Source organism: Desulfosporosinus acididurans (assembly GCF_001029285.1).
GTDB classification, from domain to species: domain Bacteria; phylum Bacillota; class Desulfitobacteriia; order Desulfitobacteriales; family Desulfitobacteriaceae; genus Desulfosporosinus; species Desulfosporosinus acididurans.
Genome location: NZ_LDZY01000012.1, coordinates 124,473 through 140,998, shown reverse-complemented (window position 1 = coordinate 140,998; position 16,526 = coordinate 124,473). Strand labels below are relative to the sequence as shown.

Annotated in this window: 18 protein-coding genes; 1 reads left to right on the top strand and 17 read right to left on the bottom strand. The window is 42.7% G+C overall.

The genetic code is table 11. The features are described 5' to 3' along the window. Positions 1 to 2: 2 nt before the first annotated feature. The 17 genes from DEAC_RS16645 to DEAC_RS16565 all read right to left on the bottom strand — a co-directional run bounded on the left by DEAC_RS16645 (position 3) and on the right by DEAC_RS16565 (position 15,976). Entirely contained in the window at positions 3 to 785 is a 783-nt protein-coding gene (locus DEAC_RS16645; protein WP_047811242.1) for a phosphatidate cytidylyltransferase, read from the bottom strand. Between the two features lie 10 nt (positions 786 to 795). Beyond that, on the bottom strand, positions 796 to 1,560 hold the full coding sequence (gene uppS, locus DEAC_RS16640; RefSeq protein ID WP_047811202.1) for an undecaprenyl pyrophosphate synthase: 765 nt from the start codon (positions 1,558 to 1,560) through the stop codon (positions 796 to 798). 74 nt (positions 1,561 to 1,634) lie between these two features. After that, positions 1,635 to 1,853, bottom strand: coding sequence for a hypothetical protein (locus DEAC_RS16635; RefSeq protein WP_047811201.1), 219 nt, complete (start codon positions 1,851 to 1,853; stop codon positions 1,635 to 1,637). Further along, on the bottom strand, positions 1,850 to 2,407 hold the full coding sequence (frr, locus tag DEAC_RS16630; protein ID WP_047811200.1) for a ribosome recycling factor: 558 nt from the start codon (positions 2,405 to 2,407) through the stop codon (positions 1,850 to 1,852). Before frr ends, DEAC_RS16635 begins: the two co-directional genes overlap by 4 nt. After that, positions 2,404 to 3,129: a UMP kinase gene (gene pyrH / locus DEAC_RS16625; RefSeq protein WP_047811199.1), complete on the bottom strand. Its 726-nt coding sequence runs from the start codon at positions 3,127 to 3,129 to the stop codon at positions 2,404 to 2,406. The genes frr and pyrH overlap by 4 nt, the downstream gene beginning before the upstream one ends. A 98-nt stretch (positions 3,130 to 3,227) precedes the next feature. Then, complete coding sequence (tsf, locus tag DEAC_RS16620; protein WP_047811198.1) at positions 3,228 to 3,881, bottom strand: translation elongation factor Ts; 654 nt, start codon at positions 3,879 to 3,881, stop codon at positions 3,228 to 3,230. 132 nt (positions 3,882 to 4,013) lie between these two features. Continuing rightward, on the bottom strand, positions 4,014 to 4,748 hold the full coding sequence (gene rpsB / locus DEAC_RS16615) for a 30S ribosomal protein S2 (protein WP_047811241.1): 735 nt from the start codon (positions 4,746 to 4,748) through the stop codon (positions 4,014 to 4,016). A 229-nt stretch (positions 4,749 to 4,977) separates the two neighbouring features. Beyond that, complete coding sequence (locus DEAC_RS16610; protein WP_047811197.1) at positions 4,978 to 5,436, bottom strand: hypothetical protein; 459 nt, start codon at positions 5,434 to 5,436, stop codon at positions 4,978 to 4,980. Positions 5,437 to 5,460: 24 nt separating this feature from the next. After that, entirely contained in the window at positions 5,461 to 6,252 is a 792-nt protein-coding gene (codY, locus tag DEAC_RS16605; protein WP_047811196.1) for a GTP-sensing pleiotropic transcriptional regulator CodY, read from the bottom strand. 38 nt (positions 6,253 to 6,290) lie between these two features. Next, complete coding sequence (gene hslU, locus DEAC_RS16600; protein WP_047811195.1) at positions 6,291 to 7,673, bottom strand: ATP-dependent protease ATPase subunit HslU; 1,383 nt, start codon at positions 7,671 to 7,673, stop codon at positions 6,291 to 6,293. 17 nt (positions 7,674 to 7,690) lie between these two features. Next, positions 7,691 to 8,221, bottom strand: coding sequence for an ATP-dependent protease subunit HslV (gene hslV, locus DEAC_RS16595; protein WP_047811194.1), 531 nt, complete (start codon positions 8,219 to 8,221; stop codon positions 7,691 to 7,693). A gap of 84 nt (positions 8,222 to 8,305) precedes the next feature. Then, the gene (gene xerA / locus DEAC_RS16590) at positions 8,306 to 9,220 is read right to left on the bottom strand and encodes a site-specific tyrosine recombinase/integron integrase (protein WP_047811193.1); all 915 of its coding nucleotides are present in this window, start codon (positions 9,218 to 9,220) and stop codon (positions 8,306 to 8,308) included. Then, entirely contained in the window at positions 9,210 to 10,544 is a 1,335-nt protein-coding gene (gene trmFO, locus DEAC_RS16585; protein WP_047811192.1) for a methylenetetrahydrofolate--tRNA-(uracil(54)-C(5))-methyltransferase (FADH(2)-oxidizing) TrmFO, read from the bottom strand. The genes xerA and trmFO overlap by 11 nt, the downstream gene beginning before the upstream one ends. A gap of 28 nt (positions 10,545 to 10,572) precedes the next feature. Then, a complete protein-coding gene (gene topA, locus DEAC_RS16580; RefSeq protein WP_047811191.1) occupies positions 10,573 to 12,663 on the bottom strand; it encodes a type I DNA topoisomerase in 2,091 nt (696 codons plus the stop codon). Positions 12,664 to 12,877: 214 nt separating this feature from the next. Further along, complete coding sequence (dprA, locus tag DEAC_RS16575) at positions 12,878 to 14,002, bottom strand: DNA-processing protein DprA (RefSeq protein WP_047811190.1); 1,125 nt, start codon at positions 14,000 to 14,002, stop codon at positions 12,878 to 12,880. A gap of 106 nt (positions 14,003 to 14,108) precedes the next feature. Continuing rightward, positions 14,109 to 15,008, bottom strand: coding sequence for a non-homologous end joining protein Ku (ku, locus tag DEAC_RS16570; protein WP_047811189.1), 900 nt, complete (start codon positions 15,006 to 15,008; stop codon positions 14,109 to 14,111). Positions 15,009 to 15,367: 359 nt separating this feature from the next. Continuing rightward, complete coding sequence (locus DEAC_RS16565) at positions 15,368 to 15,976, bottom strand: DUF3786 domain-containing protein (RefSeq protein WP_047811188.1); 609 nt, start codon at positions 15,974 to 15,976, stop codon at positions 15,368 to 15,370. Positions 15,977 to 16,224: 248 nt separating this feature from the next. On the opposite strand from DEAC_RS16565, the gene DEAC_RS16560 reads away from it, so the two are divergent. Further along, positions 16,225 to 16,410 (top strand): hypothetical protein, encoded by a 186-nt coding sequence (locus DEAC_RS16560; protein ID WP_047811187.1) that lies wholly within the window; start codon positions 16,225 to 16,227, stop codon positions 16,408 to 16,410. The last annotated feature ends 116 nt before the right edge of the window (positions 16,411 to 16,526 follow it).

The window sequence follows — 16,526 nt, the reverse complement described above, 5'->3', positions numbered from 1 at the left end:
CCTCACGACAGCAAAATCACACCATAATATACCAATGGAAGAGCAAAAATCAGGCTGTCAAACCGATCTAAGATCCCTCCGTGTCCCGGTATTATGCTTCCCGAATCTTTAACACCCGCCGTTCGCTTTAAAGCTGATTCAAAAAGATCACCAATTTGAGCACTAATGCCAATCGTAATTCCTAAAACAAAATACGTAAGAAATGCTGCGTCATTCGCCAAGCGCCAAAACAAAAGAGCAACGACAACACTTGATAACAATCCGCCAATGGAACCTTCAACAGTTTTCTTAGGGCTGACCTGAGGAGCTAACAGATGTCTGCCAAATCCTCTTCCAATAAGGTATGCACCAGTATCCGTCGCCCATACCAAAAAAAATGTTAGAAAGGTCCACTCTAAACCATGGGGAAGCTGGCGCAGTAAGTATAAATGGGATAGTAAAACTGTTGAATACATGACAGCTAAAAAATTAAAACTTGCTTCTGTGAAGGGGGTTTCCGGGTAAGTCAGAGCAAGACGGCCAAAGGTCATAAGCAGCCAAAATATAATAGCTGTTGACATCCATTCAGAGCCGTACCTGAAAACAATAACGAGCCAGCCGACTGTCGCCAGGGCAGTCAATATGTTCCAAACCTTCATGCCCATATGTTTGCCTATGCGCAAAAACTCGCGTAAGCCTAATATGGCCAGTACAGCCACAAGAAAAGCTGTATAAGGGCCGCCCAGATACGTCAACCCCAAAAGAAGCGGAGCACCAATCAAGGCACTAATGGTTCTTTTAAACATCACAATTTCCTCAATTTGTATGTATTCCGCCAAAACGGCGATCTCTTTTCTGGTATACTTTTATCGCCTCTATTAAGGAGTTTTCTCCAAAGTCAGGCCAAAACTCTTCAACAACCATAATTTCTGTATAAGCCAGCTGCCATAAGAGAAAATTACTTAATCTCATTTCGCCAGAAGTTCTTATTAATAAATCCGGGTCAGGAAGTCCGCCCGTAAAAAGCTTCTCGTTAAAGAGTTTTTCATCAATATCATCAATTTTTTGTTTTCCTTCTAAAACATCTTGGCTCATTTTCTTGACCGCATCAATGATCTCGGAGCGTCCACCGTAATTTAAGGCCAGATTAAGGACTAACCCTGAATTGTTTTTAGTGCGCTCTACGGCATGTTCTAATTCATGTTGTGCTTCCTGAGGAAGATCATTAAGTATCCCAATGGCTCGAATGACAACATTATTTTGATGCAGTTCTTCGAGTTCCTTTCTGAGATATTCGGTCAACAACTTCATTAATATGCCAACTTCATCCTTAGGTCTGCTCCAGTTTTCTGTCGAAAAAGCATAAACAGTTAGGACTTCAATTCCTAATTTGGAACAAGTCTTAACTATTTTACGCAAAGCTTCAACACCTGCGCGATGTCCCATGGAACGAGGCAAGGCACGTTTCTGAGCCCAGCGCCCATTCCCATCCATGATAATAGCAATATGACGAGGGAGGCAGTCCATAGCAACCTGGTCTGGTAAATTATTTTTCGTTTGGTTCCAAGATTTGAACCACATTATTCCACCTCATAATATGATATTCGATTCTCAAATAGATCGGTCAGAATCACATAGAGAGGTCAAAGACCCCCTTAACAATTAGGGGGTCGATGCTCACAGCGTGAGTACTTCTCATGGGCCAAAATAATATCTACTCGATCTTCAAACTCCCGCAGACGGACAACTCGCAAGCTGCCCCCCGTTTCCATTTTACCACGCGGATAAGTGATTTGGAAAGCATACGGTTTACCCAAAGCTTCAAGATCTCTTCTTACTTCATCCCAATTTAATCCGTACCACGAAAATGTCATACTTCGGTGATTTCACTTTCCTTAGTTTCCATAACATGTTCAATCTCTTTTATAATTCGGTCAGTGATTTTTTGAACCTCATCCTGCGCGCGTTTAACTTCATCTTCAGAGGCTTCATGATCTTTTTCTAATTTTTTCAGTTTATCATTAACATCCCGACGGACATTTCTCACAGCAACTCGAGCATCCTCAGCCTCTTTTTTAACTTTTTTTACAATTTCTGCTCTTCGTTCAGCGGTTAATTGCGGAATCAGCAAGCGAATTACGCTGCCGTCACTTGAGGGATTAAGTCCAAGATCAGATTTCAAAATGGCCTTTTCGATGGCAGGCAAAACTGACCTATCCCAAGGTTGAATTACAAGCAGCCTTGGTTCCGGGGCAGAGACATTAGCCAGTTGATTAATTGGTGTAGGGGCACCATAATATTCAACCGTGACCTTATCCAAGACGTTCGGATTAGCTCGACCGGCTCGTATCGATCCATATTCTTTGCGCAGAGCATCAACTCCTTTACGCATTCGCTCTTCCGCATCCTTAATTACCTCAGAGATCATTGACTATCCCTCCCAACATATGTTCCTATTGATTCACCGAGAACGACTCGCTTGATATTGCCTTCTTTTGTTAAATCAAAAACGATGACAGGAATATTATTATCCATACAAAGTGACGTCGCTGTAGAATCCATGACTCCTAAACCCCTGCTTAGAACTTCAAGATAACTGAGACGATCGAATTTCTTAGCTTGAGGATTCTTTACAGGATCAGAATCGTAAACGCCATCAACCTTCTTAGCCATCAGTATGACTTCCGCTTCAATCTCAGCTGCACGCAGTGCCGCTGTAGTATCAGTGGAAAAATAAGGGTTCCCAGTTCCGGCGGCAAAAATTACAATACGACCTTTTTCCATATGGCGAATCGCTCGTCGGCGGATATAGGGTTCCGCCACTTGACGCATTTCAATGGCTGATAATACTCGGGTATCAGAGCCTGCTTTTTCTAAAGCATCCTGCAGGGCCAGAGCATTCATAACTGTCGCCAGCATTCCCATGTAATCAGCAGTAGCCCGATCCATCCCTTGAGCACTTCCGGCGATTCCACGCCAGAGATTACCGCCGCCGACAACCACGCAAACTTCTACTCCCAAAGCTCTGATCTCCGCCACTTGCCTGGCGACGGTGGTCAGCATATTATGTTCAAGACCAAACCCTTGATTTCCTGCTAACGCTTCTCCACTTATTTTCAGGATGACTCGACCATATTGCGGTTTTTCCATGGATAACCTCCAAATAATCCTTTTTCAAGTAAGTACTAAGTCACATTACATTCGAAAAAGAGAACACCAGGGTGTTCTCTAGATCAATTTTCTAACAACTATCGATTAATTTCTTTCATGACTTCTGAAGCAAAATCCTCTTGTCGTTTTTCAATACCTGCACCTAATTCATAGCGAGTAAAGCGACGAATAACGATTCGTTCCCCAATTTTAGCAGTTTTATCAAGCACTAAATCGCTAATGGTCTTATCAGGATCTTTGACAAAAGCTTGTTCCATTAAACATACTTCTTTATAATATTTCTCAATACGTCCTTCAACCATCTTTTCGATGATCTTTTCCGGCTTTCCTTCATTAAGAGCTTGAGCCTTCAAAATATCTCGCTCATGCTGCAGGACATCTTCAGGGACCTCTTCTTTGTTAAGATATTGAGGATTTGCAGCAGCGATATGCATAGCAACATCCTTAACCAGTAATTTAAATTCTTCTCCGCGAGCCACAAAGTCTGTTTCACAATTCACTTCCAGGAGCACTCCAATGCGTCCGCCTCCATGGATATAGGATTCAACAGTTCCTTCTGCGGCAACTCGTCCTGCCTTTTTAGCTGCTGCCGCTAAGCCTTTTTCACGTAAAAAGTCGCTAGCTTTATCCATGTCGCCATTACACTCAGTTAAAGCCTTTTTACAATCCATCATTCCTGCGCCAGTACGTTCACGTAACTCTTTAACCAGCGCTGCCGTAATTTCAGCCATAATCAACCCTCCGAATTCAATACACAATGCTCAGGGCACGGTGCCAATATTTAATTATTTGCAATAGTTTTTAGCGCAAAATTCGAGGCGCGAACTTCGAAATTTCGCGCCTCGAACTTCGAATTTCGAGTTTTATCCTTCAGCAACTTCTCCGGTTTCTGCTGCTTCTTCTGCTTCATCCACACTGCCTTGTTGTCCTTCGATAATTGCATCAGCCATTTTAGCTGTCAGCAATTTAACGGCACGAATGGCATCATCGTTAGCCGGAATTACAACATCAATTTCATCAGGGTCACAGTTCGTATCCACAATGGCAACAATCGGAATATTTAAGCGGCGTGCTTCTGCCACTGCAATACGTTCTTTGCGAGGATCAACAATGAATAACGCATCCGGAAGTTTCTTCATATTCTTGATACCGCCTAAGAAACGCTCCAGTTTCTCCATTTCATGGCGAAGTGCAGATACTTCTTTCTTAGTGAGTACTTCGAAAACTCCCTCAGCTTCCATTCTTTCCAGTTCGCGCAAACGGTCAACCCTCTTTTGAATTGTTTGGAAGTTCGTCAGCATTCCTCCGAGCCAGCGTTCGTTAACGAAAAACATGCCACAACGTTCAGCTTCTTCTTTAACAGACTCCTGAGCCTGTTTTTTAGTGCCGACAAAGAGCATAGTTCCTCCTTCGGTAGCCAGGTTACGGACGAAATTATAAGCTTCGTCAACCTTTTTTACGGTTTTTTGCAGATCGATAATATAGATTCCATTACGTTCTGTAAAAATATAACGGGCCATCTTAGGATTCCAGCGACGTGTTTGGTGTCCGAAATGAACACCGGCTTCCAGCAATTGCTTCATAGAGATAACTGCCATTTTTTCATACCTACTTTCATTTGTTTTTTTCCTCCGCAGGTTCATCCTCGAACGCCCTTTGTCCTTACAAAGAACAGCGTCCCAATCCCACTGCGTGTGTCAGTAAATCACACTGAGAATAGATTAGCATAATACGAACCTTAATGCAATTAAAAACAAGTTTAATTCAGAAGATCCTGTGATAAATCCTAACGTAAAGGGGCAACCTTAGCAAAAGACGATAAAGAACTCATTCATTTAATCCTAAATAGTTCTCTAAATTTGATCGCAGCCCATGCTGCCGGATAAAATTCTCCAAATCACTCATAAGTTCTGGAAAGGGAAAGTAAAATTCACTTACGTAGAAAAAGACATCTCCTGTGCGAATTTGCGCAACTTCTTGTCCCTTTCCGTCAAAATAAAAGGCAACTCGACGGATGTCCTTCGGATCAAGAACGTGTTTACCTAACAAGGAACTGAAGATAATCTGCTGCTCATTAATGAGTACACGTTTACTCTTACCGATAACCCATAAGGAGAGAATGCCAAGAACGCTAAGACAATATATCCCTATGAGTACACCTAATTCCATACTCGGAAACCTGTGAAATAAATAGATACACCCCAAAAGGATAGGATAAAGGACGAGAAAGAAGAGGCCAGGGATGACAAGCGGTCTCAATTTGTAAATATATTCATGCTCATCCACGAAAACCACCTCCGGCACGTCAGTTTACTTTGCATGTTTAATATGTTTATCCAATTCGTCGAGAAGATAATCATTCAAAACTCGAATATAAGTCCCCTTCATTCCCAAGGACTTAGACTCAATAACTCCGGCCGATTCAAACTTACGGAGAGCATTAACGATAACCGAACGAGTAATACCAACTCGATCTGCGATTTTGCTGGCCACCAATAATCCCTCTCCTCCGCCTAATTCAGCAAAGATATGCTCAACAGCTTCAAGTTCGGAGTAAGATAAAGTACCAACAGCGATTTGCACTGCTGCTTTTTTGCGTGCTTCCTCTTCAGCACGTTCAGCTTTAACCCTCAAAATTTCCATTCCTACGACTGTTGCACCATATTCGGCAAGGACAAGATCTTCTTCCTTAAATTCCTCATCATATTTTGCTAAAACAAGCGTTCCAACTCTTTCGCCTCCGCCTAAAATCGGAACAACGGTTGTTACTTTATTGTTGAAATGGCATGGCGTATTGCAGTCAAAGATACAACCGTTAGCAACTTGAGTGGTGTTCGTCTTCGTCTCGCTGATTTTCATAAGTCCATCATTATAGCTTTCAGGAAAGCGCTCGGAATGCATAACGATTTCATCCATCGTCCCACAAACGAAGTGATTCATAAAACTATAGCCTAAGATTTTCCCCCGACGTCCGACAATGTAACAATTAGCAATAATGGCTTGGCGAAGCACCTTAGCCATTTCTTCAAAATCGACGGGATTTCCGGCAGCACGCTGAATTAATTTATTGATAGCTCTTGTTTTTTCCAATAATTGTTCCATTAGTTTTTTGTCCTCCTTAACTTGCTTCGAATTTTAGATTATAAGATATAACGCGCCAAATCTTGGTTTTGAATTACATTACCCAAACGCTGCTGAACATATTCTCGATTAATCGTTACAGTGTAATCTTCAGGAAGTTCAGACGCTTCAAAGGACAGTTCCTCCAAAACCTTTTCAATAATTGTATGGAGACGTCGAGCGCCAATATTTTCAGTGGTAGAATTTACTCTGTAGGCAACTTCAGCTAATTCATCGATAGCATTCTCCGTGAATTCCACCCTTATCCCTTCTGTTCCTAGCAAAGCACTGTATTGTTTAATTAACGACGATTGAGGTTCAGTTAGGATACGTTTGAAGTCTGCAACACTTAATGATTCTAATTCAACCCTGATGGGGAATCTTCCTTGCAGTTCCGGAATTAGATCTGAAGGTTTGCTAAGATGAAATGCCCCGGCAGCAATGAAAAGAATATGATCAGTTTTAACCGGACCATATTTGGTAACTACCGTTGAACCTTCGACGATGGGAAGAATATCTCGCTGTACTCCGCCTCTCGACACATCAGGCCCTCCGGAACCTTCTCGCCCGGCAATCTTATCAATTTCATCCAAAAAGACAATACCCTCATGTTCAGTCCTGTGAATGGCTTCGTTAACAGCCTCATCTTGATCAATTAAATTTTGAGTCTCTTCATTGATTAAAATTTTTCGTGCCTCTTTGACGCTTACCTTTCTCTTTTTATGCCGTTTAGGCAGTATCCCGGACACCATATCCTGAATATTTAGGCCCATCTCCATCATATTATTACCTAACATATCCGATAGGGGTGTCGTCTCTTCAACGGAAATCTCAATAATTTTCTCTTCGAGTTCTCCACTTCGCAGGCGGTCTGCTGCCAGCGCCCGCTCCTTTTCAAGCTCAGGAGTAATATTATCGTCCTTCTCCGACTCCGAAGATTGTCCAAACAGCATCTGAAAGGGATTCGCTGAGGATTTCTCGGAATGTTTCCCAGGAACCAAGAGTTCAAGCAAACGTTTCTCAGCATTTATTGCGGCCTGTGTCTGAACCATTTCTGCGCGTTCTGCCTTGACCATCCTCAAGGCAATTTCCACTAAGTCCCGGATAATAGCCTCCACATCACGGCCTACATATCCCACTTCGGTAAATTTCGTTGCCTCGATTTTAATAAAAGGAGCTCTAACAAGTTTGGCTAAGCGTCTGGCAATCTCTGTTTTGCCGACACCTGTAGGACCGATCATTAAAATGTTTTTAGGGATGATATCATCCTGCAATTTTTCCGGCAGCAAAGAACGACGATAGCGATTGCGCAAGGCAACTGCAACAGCCCGTTTACCGGCATCTTGTCCAACTATATAGGAGTCCAATTCACGGACAATTTCTCGAGGAGTTAAGCTTTCCATGGTATCAATATCACCCCCTATAACTCTTCAACCATAATTTGTTCATTAGTATAAACACAAATCCCGGCAGCTACAAGCATTGATTCTCTTACAATTTCCGCCGGTGTTAGGTTTGTATGCTTAACTAAAGCGCGAGCAGCAGCTAACGCATAGTTTCCTCCCGAACCAATAGCGGCAATCCCATCATCGGGTTCAATGACTTCCCCAGATCCAGAAACAATTAAGAGATTTTGGCTGTCTGCGACTAAGAGCAGGGCCTCAAGATTTCTAAGCATTTTATCCATACGCCATTCTTTAGCCAACTCAACAGCTGCTCGTTGCAGGTTCCCATGATATTCTTCGAGTTTTTGTTCGAATTTATCAAAAAGTGTAAAAGCATCCGCTACTGAGCCCGCAAATCCGGTAATTACCTTACCTTGAAATAAGCGGCGCACTTTCCGGGCTTTATGTTTCATCACAGTGGCCTGCCCGAAGGTCACTTGCCCATCTCCAGCGATGGCTACATGATCCCCTCTTTTCACTGCGACGATCGTCGTTGCATGAAACATGATAACTCCTCCTTTATGCAGTTTACTAGGGCATTTTCAGCATGTCAAGTCAATTGTAGACAATTTGCAACTTTTTGTGAATATTTATTTTTCTAATGGGTCTATCATTGTTTTTGCTCGAGGATGTGATTTTCCGTAGACCTCTTTTAATCGTTCCCGAGTTAAATGAGTATAAATCTGAGTTGACGTTAGTTTTTGATGTCCAAGCAATTCTTGAACGCTTCTTAAATCTGCTCCGCCGTCTAAAAGATGGGTAGCAAAAGAGTGCCTGAGCATATGTGGATTCACATGCCGTTCCAAGGATACTCTCGTTACTAGCTTATCCAAAATCCGGCGCACAGAACGATCTGTTAAACGTGTCCCTTGATAATTTAAGAGGAGAGCTTCATTGTTGTCCCTGCGCATCTCCAGATAGTGTTTAACCGCTTCTCGCGCGAAATTTGTAATGGGCACAACCCTCTCTTTATTTCCTTTGCCCAAAACCCTAATCAATCCGCCATCCAAATCCAGGCTCTCACGATTCAAACTAACTAGTTCGCTAACCCTTAGCCCTGAGCCGTAAAGAAGTTCCATAATCACTTGATCTCGTGCACCTAGAAGCCGTGTACAATCAGAAGCATGGAGCAAACCCTCAACTTGATCCAGATAAAGGAAATGCGGGAGCTTTCTTCCTACTTTGGGGCTTGCGATTCGTTGTATAGGATTCATCTGCAGAATCCCTTCGCGGCAGAGAAACTTAAACAGCGATCTTAAGGCGGCAAGTTTACGGGCCATACTTTTGCGTGACAGCCCCTGGTCTGTTAGTATTCCCAAAAAACTACGAACAATATAAACATCGATCTGATCAACCCTTAAGTTTTCAGGTTCTTGCCCCAGCTCCTGAGCCGCAAAACGAAAAAATTGCCCCAGATCGTTTTGGTATGCTATAACCGTATGTTCTGACCGGTTTTGAGCATGCTGATAGCCCGCAAACAAACTTAGGGACTCATCAGCTAACACCTGTGCCGGCCTCCTCCAAGTTTTCTCGAGAGCAGAACTCACACAAAGATTCCAAAGCTCGCTGAGAAATTCTGCTGTTTTTTTCTCGTTTATTTCGTATTCGTTCACTTAAGGGCGGTAACAAACCAAAATTTATATTCATCGGCTGAAAACTCTGACTGGGTGAACCTTCAAGATGCCTTGCCAATCCCCCCAACGTTGTTTCCGCAGGAAACACCAAGGTTTCCAGCTGCTGTAAACGCCTCCAGGCATTAAGTCCTGCCAAAAGACCGCTGGCCGCCGATTCTACATACCCTTCCACACCGGTAATTTGCCCCGCAAAGAAAAGTGATGGTTTCCCCTTAAGGCTAAAGTCTGCTCTGAGGACTTTAGGAGCATTTAAAAATGTATTGCGGTGCATCACGCCCAAGCGTGCAAACTCGGCTTTTTCCAAACCAGGTATCAAAGAAAATACTCGTTTCTGCTCACCCCATTTAAGATGGGTTTGGAAACCTACCAAATTCAAAAGGGTTCCTGTCTGATTCTCCTTGCGCAGCTGAACAACCGCAAAAGGCTTTCTATCTGTTCGAGGATCTTGAAGGCCAACAGGCTTGAGCGGACCAAAGGTTAAGGTTTGAATGCCGCGCTTAGCCATGACTTCGACAGGGAGGCAGCCTTCAAATACCTCTCCCTGCTCAAATCCTTGAACTTCAGCCGTTTCCGCATTAGTCAATTCTTGATAAAACAATTCATATTCTTCCTGGGACATAGGACAATTAAGATAATCTGCTTCACCTTTGTTATATCTCGAAGCCCAAAAGGCCTTGCTCATATCGATAGATTCGTAGGTTACAATGGGAGCGGCTGCGTCATAAAAGGAAAGGGCTTCCTCGCCGGTTAAACGGGAAATATCCCTCGCTAGATCGTCTGAAGTCAGCGGACCACTGGCTACGACCACAATTCCTTCCTCTGGCAGAGAACGAACTTCCTCCCTGTGAACAGTAACATTAGGATGTTCCATTAATCGCTCAGTAATTTCCTTGGAAAACAAACTCCGGTCGACTGCCAGAGCACCCCCGGCAGGCACCATAGTATGATCAGCAGCACTCATAATTAACGAATCTAAGTGCCGCATCTCTTCTTTTAATAAACCAACGGCATTCTCCAATCCTGCCGCACGCAGCGAATTGCTGCAAACTAATTCTGCAAACCCTTCAGTATGGTGAGCAGGGGTAAATTTAGCAGGTCTCATTTCAAACAAGTCCACTTTCACCCCGCGTTTAGCAAGCTGCCAAGCAGCTTCTGAGCCTGCCAGCCCTCCACCGATAACAGTAACATTTTGCATGTTAAAACTCCCCTATCCCAGTAGATGCTTACTCTTCTTCGATAATCTTCGTAAATCGGCATTCCGGATTTGTACATACATACTTCTTTTGCCGCTTGGACGTCTTTATTACCATCATTTGCTGACATTCCGGACAAGGTTCAGGAGCCGGCATTTCCCAAGAAACAAAATCACACTCAGGGTAAGCGCTGCAGCCAAAAAACTTACGGCCCTTCTTTGAACGCCGCAGAACAAGGGGTTTGTCACATTTAGGACAATTAGCACCAACTTGTTCTAAAAATGGCTTTGTATTTCGACACTCCGGAAAACCGGGACAAGCTAGGAATTTACCATATCGCCCCATCTTAATAACCATATTGCGTCCGCAATTCTCACAAAGCTCCTCGGACACCTGATCCTCAATTTTCACCTTACCAATTCGTTCCTCGGCCAGAGCAAGAGTCTCGGAGAAAGGCAGATAATATTCTTGGACAACAGACTTCCAGGAAACCCTTCCTTCTTCAATAAGATCGAGTTTATCCTCCAAATTCGCCGTAAACTCCAGGTTTACGATACCCGGAAAATGCTCTTTAAGAAGAGAAATAACGATGTCTCCCAGTTCCGTTGGAATCAATTGTTTTTCTTCTTTGACAACGTAACCTCTCGTTTGAATAGTTTCAATCGTAGGCGCATAGGTGCTTGGCCTTCCAATGCCTTCCTCTTCTAACTTCCGCACTAAGGAAGCCTCAGTATAGCGCGGCGGCGGCTCTGTAAAATGTTGTTTTTCTTGCAATTGGATAAGTTTAAGCGGTTCACCCGGCAAAACAGAAAAAGTTAACGAACTTTGTTCATCATCTGATACGTCTTCCTCATCTTTTCCTTCTTCATAAACCGCTAAAAAGCCCGGAAAACGGATCGTTGAGGTGTTAGCCCGAAAAAGATTATCCCCCGCCATGATATCGACGGTCAAAGTATCCATAATAGCTGCACTCATTTGACTGGCAATAAACCGTTCCCAGATCAAACGGTACAGACGTAATTGATCCCGTGACAAAATCCCCTTTACCGATTCAGGAGACCGCAGCGGAAGGGTAGGCCGAATCGCTTCATGGGCCTCCTGAGAACGTCCCTTATTCGTAAACTGACGAGGTTCCGAGGGATAATAATCATTTCCATAATGAGCTAAGATCCACTCTTTCGCTTCGGTTTGAGCAATTTCAGCCACTTTAACAGAGTCAGTACGCATATAAGTAATAAGTCCGATAGTGCCTTCCTTACCTAAGTCAAGACCTTCATATAGCTGTTGAGCTAACATCATAGTACGTTTCGGTGAAAAGCTAAGTTTTCGATGTGCTTCTTGCTGTAAGCTGCTCGTCGTGAAAGGAGGTGCGGGCTGCTTTTTCTTTTCTTTAGCACGAACATCTGAAACGTTAAACTCTTTCCCCTTAATATCATCTAGAATTATTTCCATTTCAGCTTTGGAGGAGATAGATATTTTCTTGTCCGCTTTTTTTAATAGTTTTGCCCCAAATCTACCGCCCTTAGACTCAAGATTCGCAGTTAAACTCCAGTATTCTTCTGACACAAAAGAGCGAATTTGTTCCTCCCGATCCTCGATGAGACGAACAGCTACAGATTGGACTCGGCCGGCACTTAAACCCTTTTTAATTTTTCTCCAGAGCAAAGGACTTAATTGATAACCCACTAATCTATCTAAAACCCGGCGAGCCTGTTGGGCATCCACTCGATCCATATCAAGTTCACGAGGGTGTTTTATGGCTGCCTGAATTGCAGACTTGGTAATTTCATGAAATTCAATACGATTTTTCTCTCCTTGCGTCAGACCTAACAAGAAAGAAAGATGCCAGGCAATTGCTTCCCCTTCACGATCCGGGTCAGAAGCGAGAAAAATTTTATCAGCGCCTTTAGCAGCTGAGCGCAAATCTTTAATTAAATCTCCGCGGCCACGAATAGCAATATATTTCGGCTCAAAATCATGATCTAAATCAACTCCTAACTGACTTTTAGGCAAATCCCGCAAATGTCCCATTGAAGCTTTTACGGTATAGCGATTTCCTAAAAATTTGCTGATTGATTTAGCTTTGGCTGGAGATTCTACTATTACAAGCGTTTTCGACATAATTTCACCTCAAATAAACTTAAGAACCTTGCAGGTTTGTTTTCCGGACGATCAACTTGCCTATATTTTCTTATTGATTTACTGGTTTTGAAATTTATTAAATAATTATTAATACAGAAATTTCTAAATAAAGTGCCTAAAGGATGACTCACATCAAGATATAATTTGTGCCGGTAAAACTAATGCCTATCTTAACGCCTTTTTGGTCGTATGTCTAGCACTCACGAACTAATACATAATTTTGTCCCGGTAATTGCTTGATTTTTCCTTGTAATTGTAATTCCAACAAAGCCAGTGACAGCGAAGCTACCGATAACGACGAGTGTAACGCTAGTTGGTCAATATGGAGGGGAACGTCACTTAGTTGTTGAAGAATAGCTCTCTGATCGTCCGTTTCAGGAAATCTCTCTCCTTGATACGTTTGCTGTTCAGACAGAACGTTCTTTACAGCCTTTACTTCCAGTGAGGAAAAACATTCATTCCAAATATCTTCAATTCCTTCGGCGATTTTAGCTCCCTGGCGTAATAAAATGTGTGGGCCGCGACTTTGCGGACTGAAAATTGGTCCAGGGACTGCGAAAACCTCCCGTCCTTGTTCTAAAGCAAAATCAACAGTAATCATTGCTCCGCTTCTTTCAGCAGCCTCAACTACTATAACACCTTGAGAAGATCCGCTAATTAACCGATTCCGTGCGGGAAAGTTTGCAGCAAGGGGTGGTGTTCCGGGAGGAAACTCGCTGATCAAAGCACCTCTATCTAAGATTTCCTTAGCTAAATGATAATTTTCCCGCGGATAAATCTGATCTAAACCACATCCCAAAAAAGCCCAGGTAATTCCATATCCTTCCACTGACCCTTGATGAGCCGCCGTATCAATACCGCGTGCAAGTCCGCTTACAACAACAAGACCTTGAGCTGCCGCATCACGAGCTAACATACGTGCTGCAGATTTTCCGTAAGCAGTTGCCTGCCTTGATCCGACAATTGCTATGACCGCCGAATTGCTTTCAAGGTTTCCCTGATAATAGAGAAGGGGCGGAATATCGGTTAATTCAAGTAAAAGAGGAGGATAATTACAATCCTTGGGGGTAACGACCTTAATGTTCCGAGACTTAAGGTCTGCCCCTATTTTCCAAGGATCGATTCTTTTTCGTTCCTTCAGTACTTCAGCAACCCACTTCCCTCGAGGGGCAATCTTTAGATAATCCTTATGGCTGGCCTCCCACGCCTGCACAGCGCTTCCGAAGTAAGCAATAAGTAAACGCAGATGCTGACTCCCAACACCTTTTATTGTCCGAAATGCCGCCCGAAATAATTTCTCGTTATCTATTTCTTCCATCCTATGCCCCCCTTGCCCATCTTTTCGGGGCAAAAGGAGCCATCTCCTGCCTAAAACATTGTTGAATTTTTCGAGATTAAGTAAAATAATGTGGAATCCCTCAAACTTACGCTCCTTTAGCCCGTCGGACAGGTCGTTTCCTGGGGGTCAGGGTAGTTTTAGGATGGTGCTGCTCCTGTTCATTAGGAGCGACATCATCATGATTTGAATTTTTTATTGTTTCCGCTTCTTCTATTTTTTCCTTTTCTTGCTCCGTTAAGGCAATGCTGGCCCGCAGCGCTTCCATTAAATCTACAACCTGACCACCTTTGGCCGGAGCTTCTACCTTAAAGCTTTCTCCTGCAGCCTTACTTTCGATCATCTCCGCCACCTGTTCATGTACTTCATCTCTGTATTTTTCCGGTTCAAATGGACGTGCTAGATTATCGATTAATTGTCGGGCCATAGTTAATTCAGTTTCTGTTGGAACAATTCGGCCCCAAGCTGCCTCCATATGTCGAATTTCCTGCGGATAATGCATGGTCTCTAAAACCAGCCCTTCTTCAAAAACGCGCAGGCAAGCTAAGTGCTGCTTCGATCGCATGGTAACCCGAGCCAAAGCTGCTTTCCCGCTTTCTTCCATAGCTTGACACAACAAACGATAGGCTTTTTGAGCAGTCTCTTCAGGAGACAAATAATATGATTTATCATAATAGATCGGATCAATTTCACTCAAGTTAATGAAATCAAGAATCTCGATGGATCGACTCGTAGGCTGTTCAAGGGCAGATAGTTCTTCTTCATCCATAATTACATAGCGATCTTTCTCATATTCATATCCTTTGACCAAATCAGCCATTTCAACTTCCCTATCACAGTAAGGACATTTTTTAATTGAACGGATTCTATGCTGACAGTCTTTATGCAAATAATTAAATTTAAACTCTTGTGATTCTGTTGCAGCATGCATTTTTACCGGAACATTTACAAGGCCAAAACTGATTGAGCCTTTCCATAACGTATGCATAAGCTCACCTCTTCAAATATAGTGTGAACCATAAGGAATGGATTAATGCAATTCAACGATTAAACCCAAATCATAGCAAAATGCACACTAATACCCAATAACCATCATGGCTGTTTACTCTGGAGATATAACAGCGAAACTGTTAATATTTTCAGCAAAATTATAAGGCAGTCCGCCGAAGCCCCGATGTTCAGCTTCAGCTGAACAAGTTAACCCAGGATTAAGATAACCATTCCCGGCCCCGAAGACACTTGTAACCTCTTCAGATATAAAAATAAAACTTTGTTCCTCCCGAACAAAGTTTTATAAATACCAATTTCTTTAATTCCCAGAATAGGTCTCCTAAGGTAGTGACTTGTCTAAATCATAGAGCTTAGCCCTTTTAGCCTGGCAACAATCGCACTGGCAAGAACGGCATAGTCTTCAGTTGGCAGCATTAAAGATGCTGAAGAATCAAATAGAATATTCCCCGAAGCTGGAAATTCATCATCCCCCCTCCATAGTATCAACGTAACCGGTACGCGCGGAAAAGCCCTGATAGTCACTCCCACGTCTCCGAGGCTATTAGCATACCCTCCTAAATGACTGACCACTGCTTTTAGTTTATCCGGCTTATCCCCGAAGAATCTGACCAATGGATCAATGGCCCGGTGAGTAAAGGGCTGGATATAGATGCTCCCTCCGGGTAGTTCCTTAAAGGATATTAATTTTCCAGTCTCTTCAACCTCAGCAATATTTTCCAGGTAATGAAGGATTAATATTTGCGTTGGTATAGATAGTTCCTTTTCGAAGGAATTAACAGTTTTAAAAATTCCGCTGGGATAATCCAAAATGTATTGACCGCCCAGAAAATCAATGGAAAGGGCATTACCCACAAGAGGATACCTTGAATAGTGCGATATAACTTCTAAAGAATTTGCTCTAAACTTTTCCAACGCTAACTCCTGAGCTGCCGTATAATTAACCATACTCCTCTCCTTCTTTCTGCCTGCTGTTATTTTTATTCTTAATTATATCTTTTTTCCATTTAGAAGCCAACGAAATATAAGTTCTGCATTAATCAAGGAAGGACAAGTTTCAAAACCAATTTAGTTCCAAATTATTGAACCGGAGTAAATTTTTTAGTACATAGCTTTTCCTTATAATCATATACTAACAATGCTTTCATCAGAAACAGCATATTGAAAGAAACTACCATTTGAAGGGAGGATTCCACATGTCAAGACGACGCAGCAGCATGATGTCAAATGAGTTAAAAGAGCAAATTGCTCAAGAGTTAGGATTTGCTGGGACCCTTCATCAAGAAGGTTTTGGAGGAGTTTCTTCAAGGGACTGTGGAAATATGGTGAAAATGGCTATTGAATTAGCCGAGCGCAACCTTCCAGGGAACAGAATGTCATAAAAAACAGTTAACTTAATGAATTCCTTTGTTAAGAGCCGAGCATTTGCTCGGCTCTTCTAATTTGGACAGATTGGAGTTGCCGATTCCATATCCTTATTCTTTATTGATTTCCTTAT

Coding starts and splice junctions, on each gene's coding strand:
- DEAC_RS16645 (WP_047811242.1), bottom strand. CDS start 785: ATGTTTAAAAGAACCATTAGTGCCTTGATTGGTGCTCCGCTTCTTTTG.
- uppS (WP_047811202.1), bottom strand. CDS start 1,560: ATGTGGTTCAAATCTTGGAACCAAACGAAAAATAATTTACCAGACCAG.
- DEAC_RS16635 (WP_047811201.1), bottom strand. CDS start 1,853: ATGACATTTTCGTGGTACGGATTAAATTGGGATGAAGTAAGAAGAGAT.
- frr (WP_047811200.1), bottom strand. CDS start 2,407: ATGATCTCTGAGGTAATTAAGGATGCGGAAGAGCGAATGCGTAAAGGA.
- pyrH (WP_047811199.1), bottom strand. CDS start 3,129: ATGGAAAAACCGCAATATGGTCGAGTCATCCTGAAAATAAGTGGAGAA.
- tsf (WP_047811198.1), bottom strand. CDS start 3,881: ATGGCTGAAATTACGGCAGCGCTGGTTAAAGAGTTACGTGAACGTACT.
- rpsB (WP_047811241.1), bottom strand. CDS start 4,748: ATGGCAGTTATCTCTATGAAGCAATTGCTGGAAGCCGGTGTTCATTTC.
- codY (WP_047811196.1), bottom strand. CDS start 6,252: ATGGAACAATTATTGGAAAAAACAAGAGCTATCAATAAATTAATTCAG.
- hslU (WP_047811195.1), bottom strand. CDS start 7,673: ATGGAAAGCTTAACTCCTCGAGAAATTGTCCGTGAATTGGACTCCTAT.
- hslV (WP_047811194.1), bottom strand. CDS start 8,221: ATGTTTCATGCAACGACGATCGTCGCAGTGAAAAGAGGGGATCATGTA.
- trmFO (WP_047811192.1), bottom strand. CDS start 10,544: ATGCAAAATGTTACTGTTATCGGTGGAGGGCTGGCAGGCTCAGAAGCT.
- topA (WP_047811191.1), bottom strand. CDS start 12,663: ATGTCGAAAACGCTTGTAATAGTAGAATCTCCAGCCAAAGCTAAATCA.
- dprA (WP_047811190.1), bottom strand. CDS start 14,002: ATGGAAGAAATAGATAACGAGAAATTATTTCGGGCGGCATTTCGGACA.
- ku (WP_047811189.1), bottom strand. CDS start 15,008: ATGCATACGTTATGGAAAGGCTCAATCAGTTTTGGCCTTGTAAATGTT.
- DEAC_RS16565 (WP_047811188.1), bottom strand. CDS start 15,976: ATGGTTAATTATACGGCAGCTCAGGAGTTAGCGTTGGAAAAGTTTAGA.
- DEAC_RS16560 (WP_047811187.1), top strand. CDS start 16,225: ATGTCAAGACGACGCAGCAGCATGATGTCAAATGAGTTAAAAGAGCAA.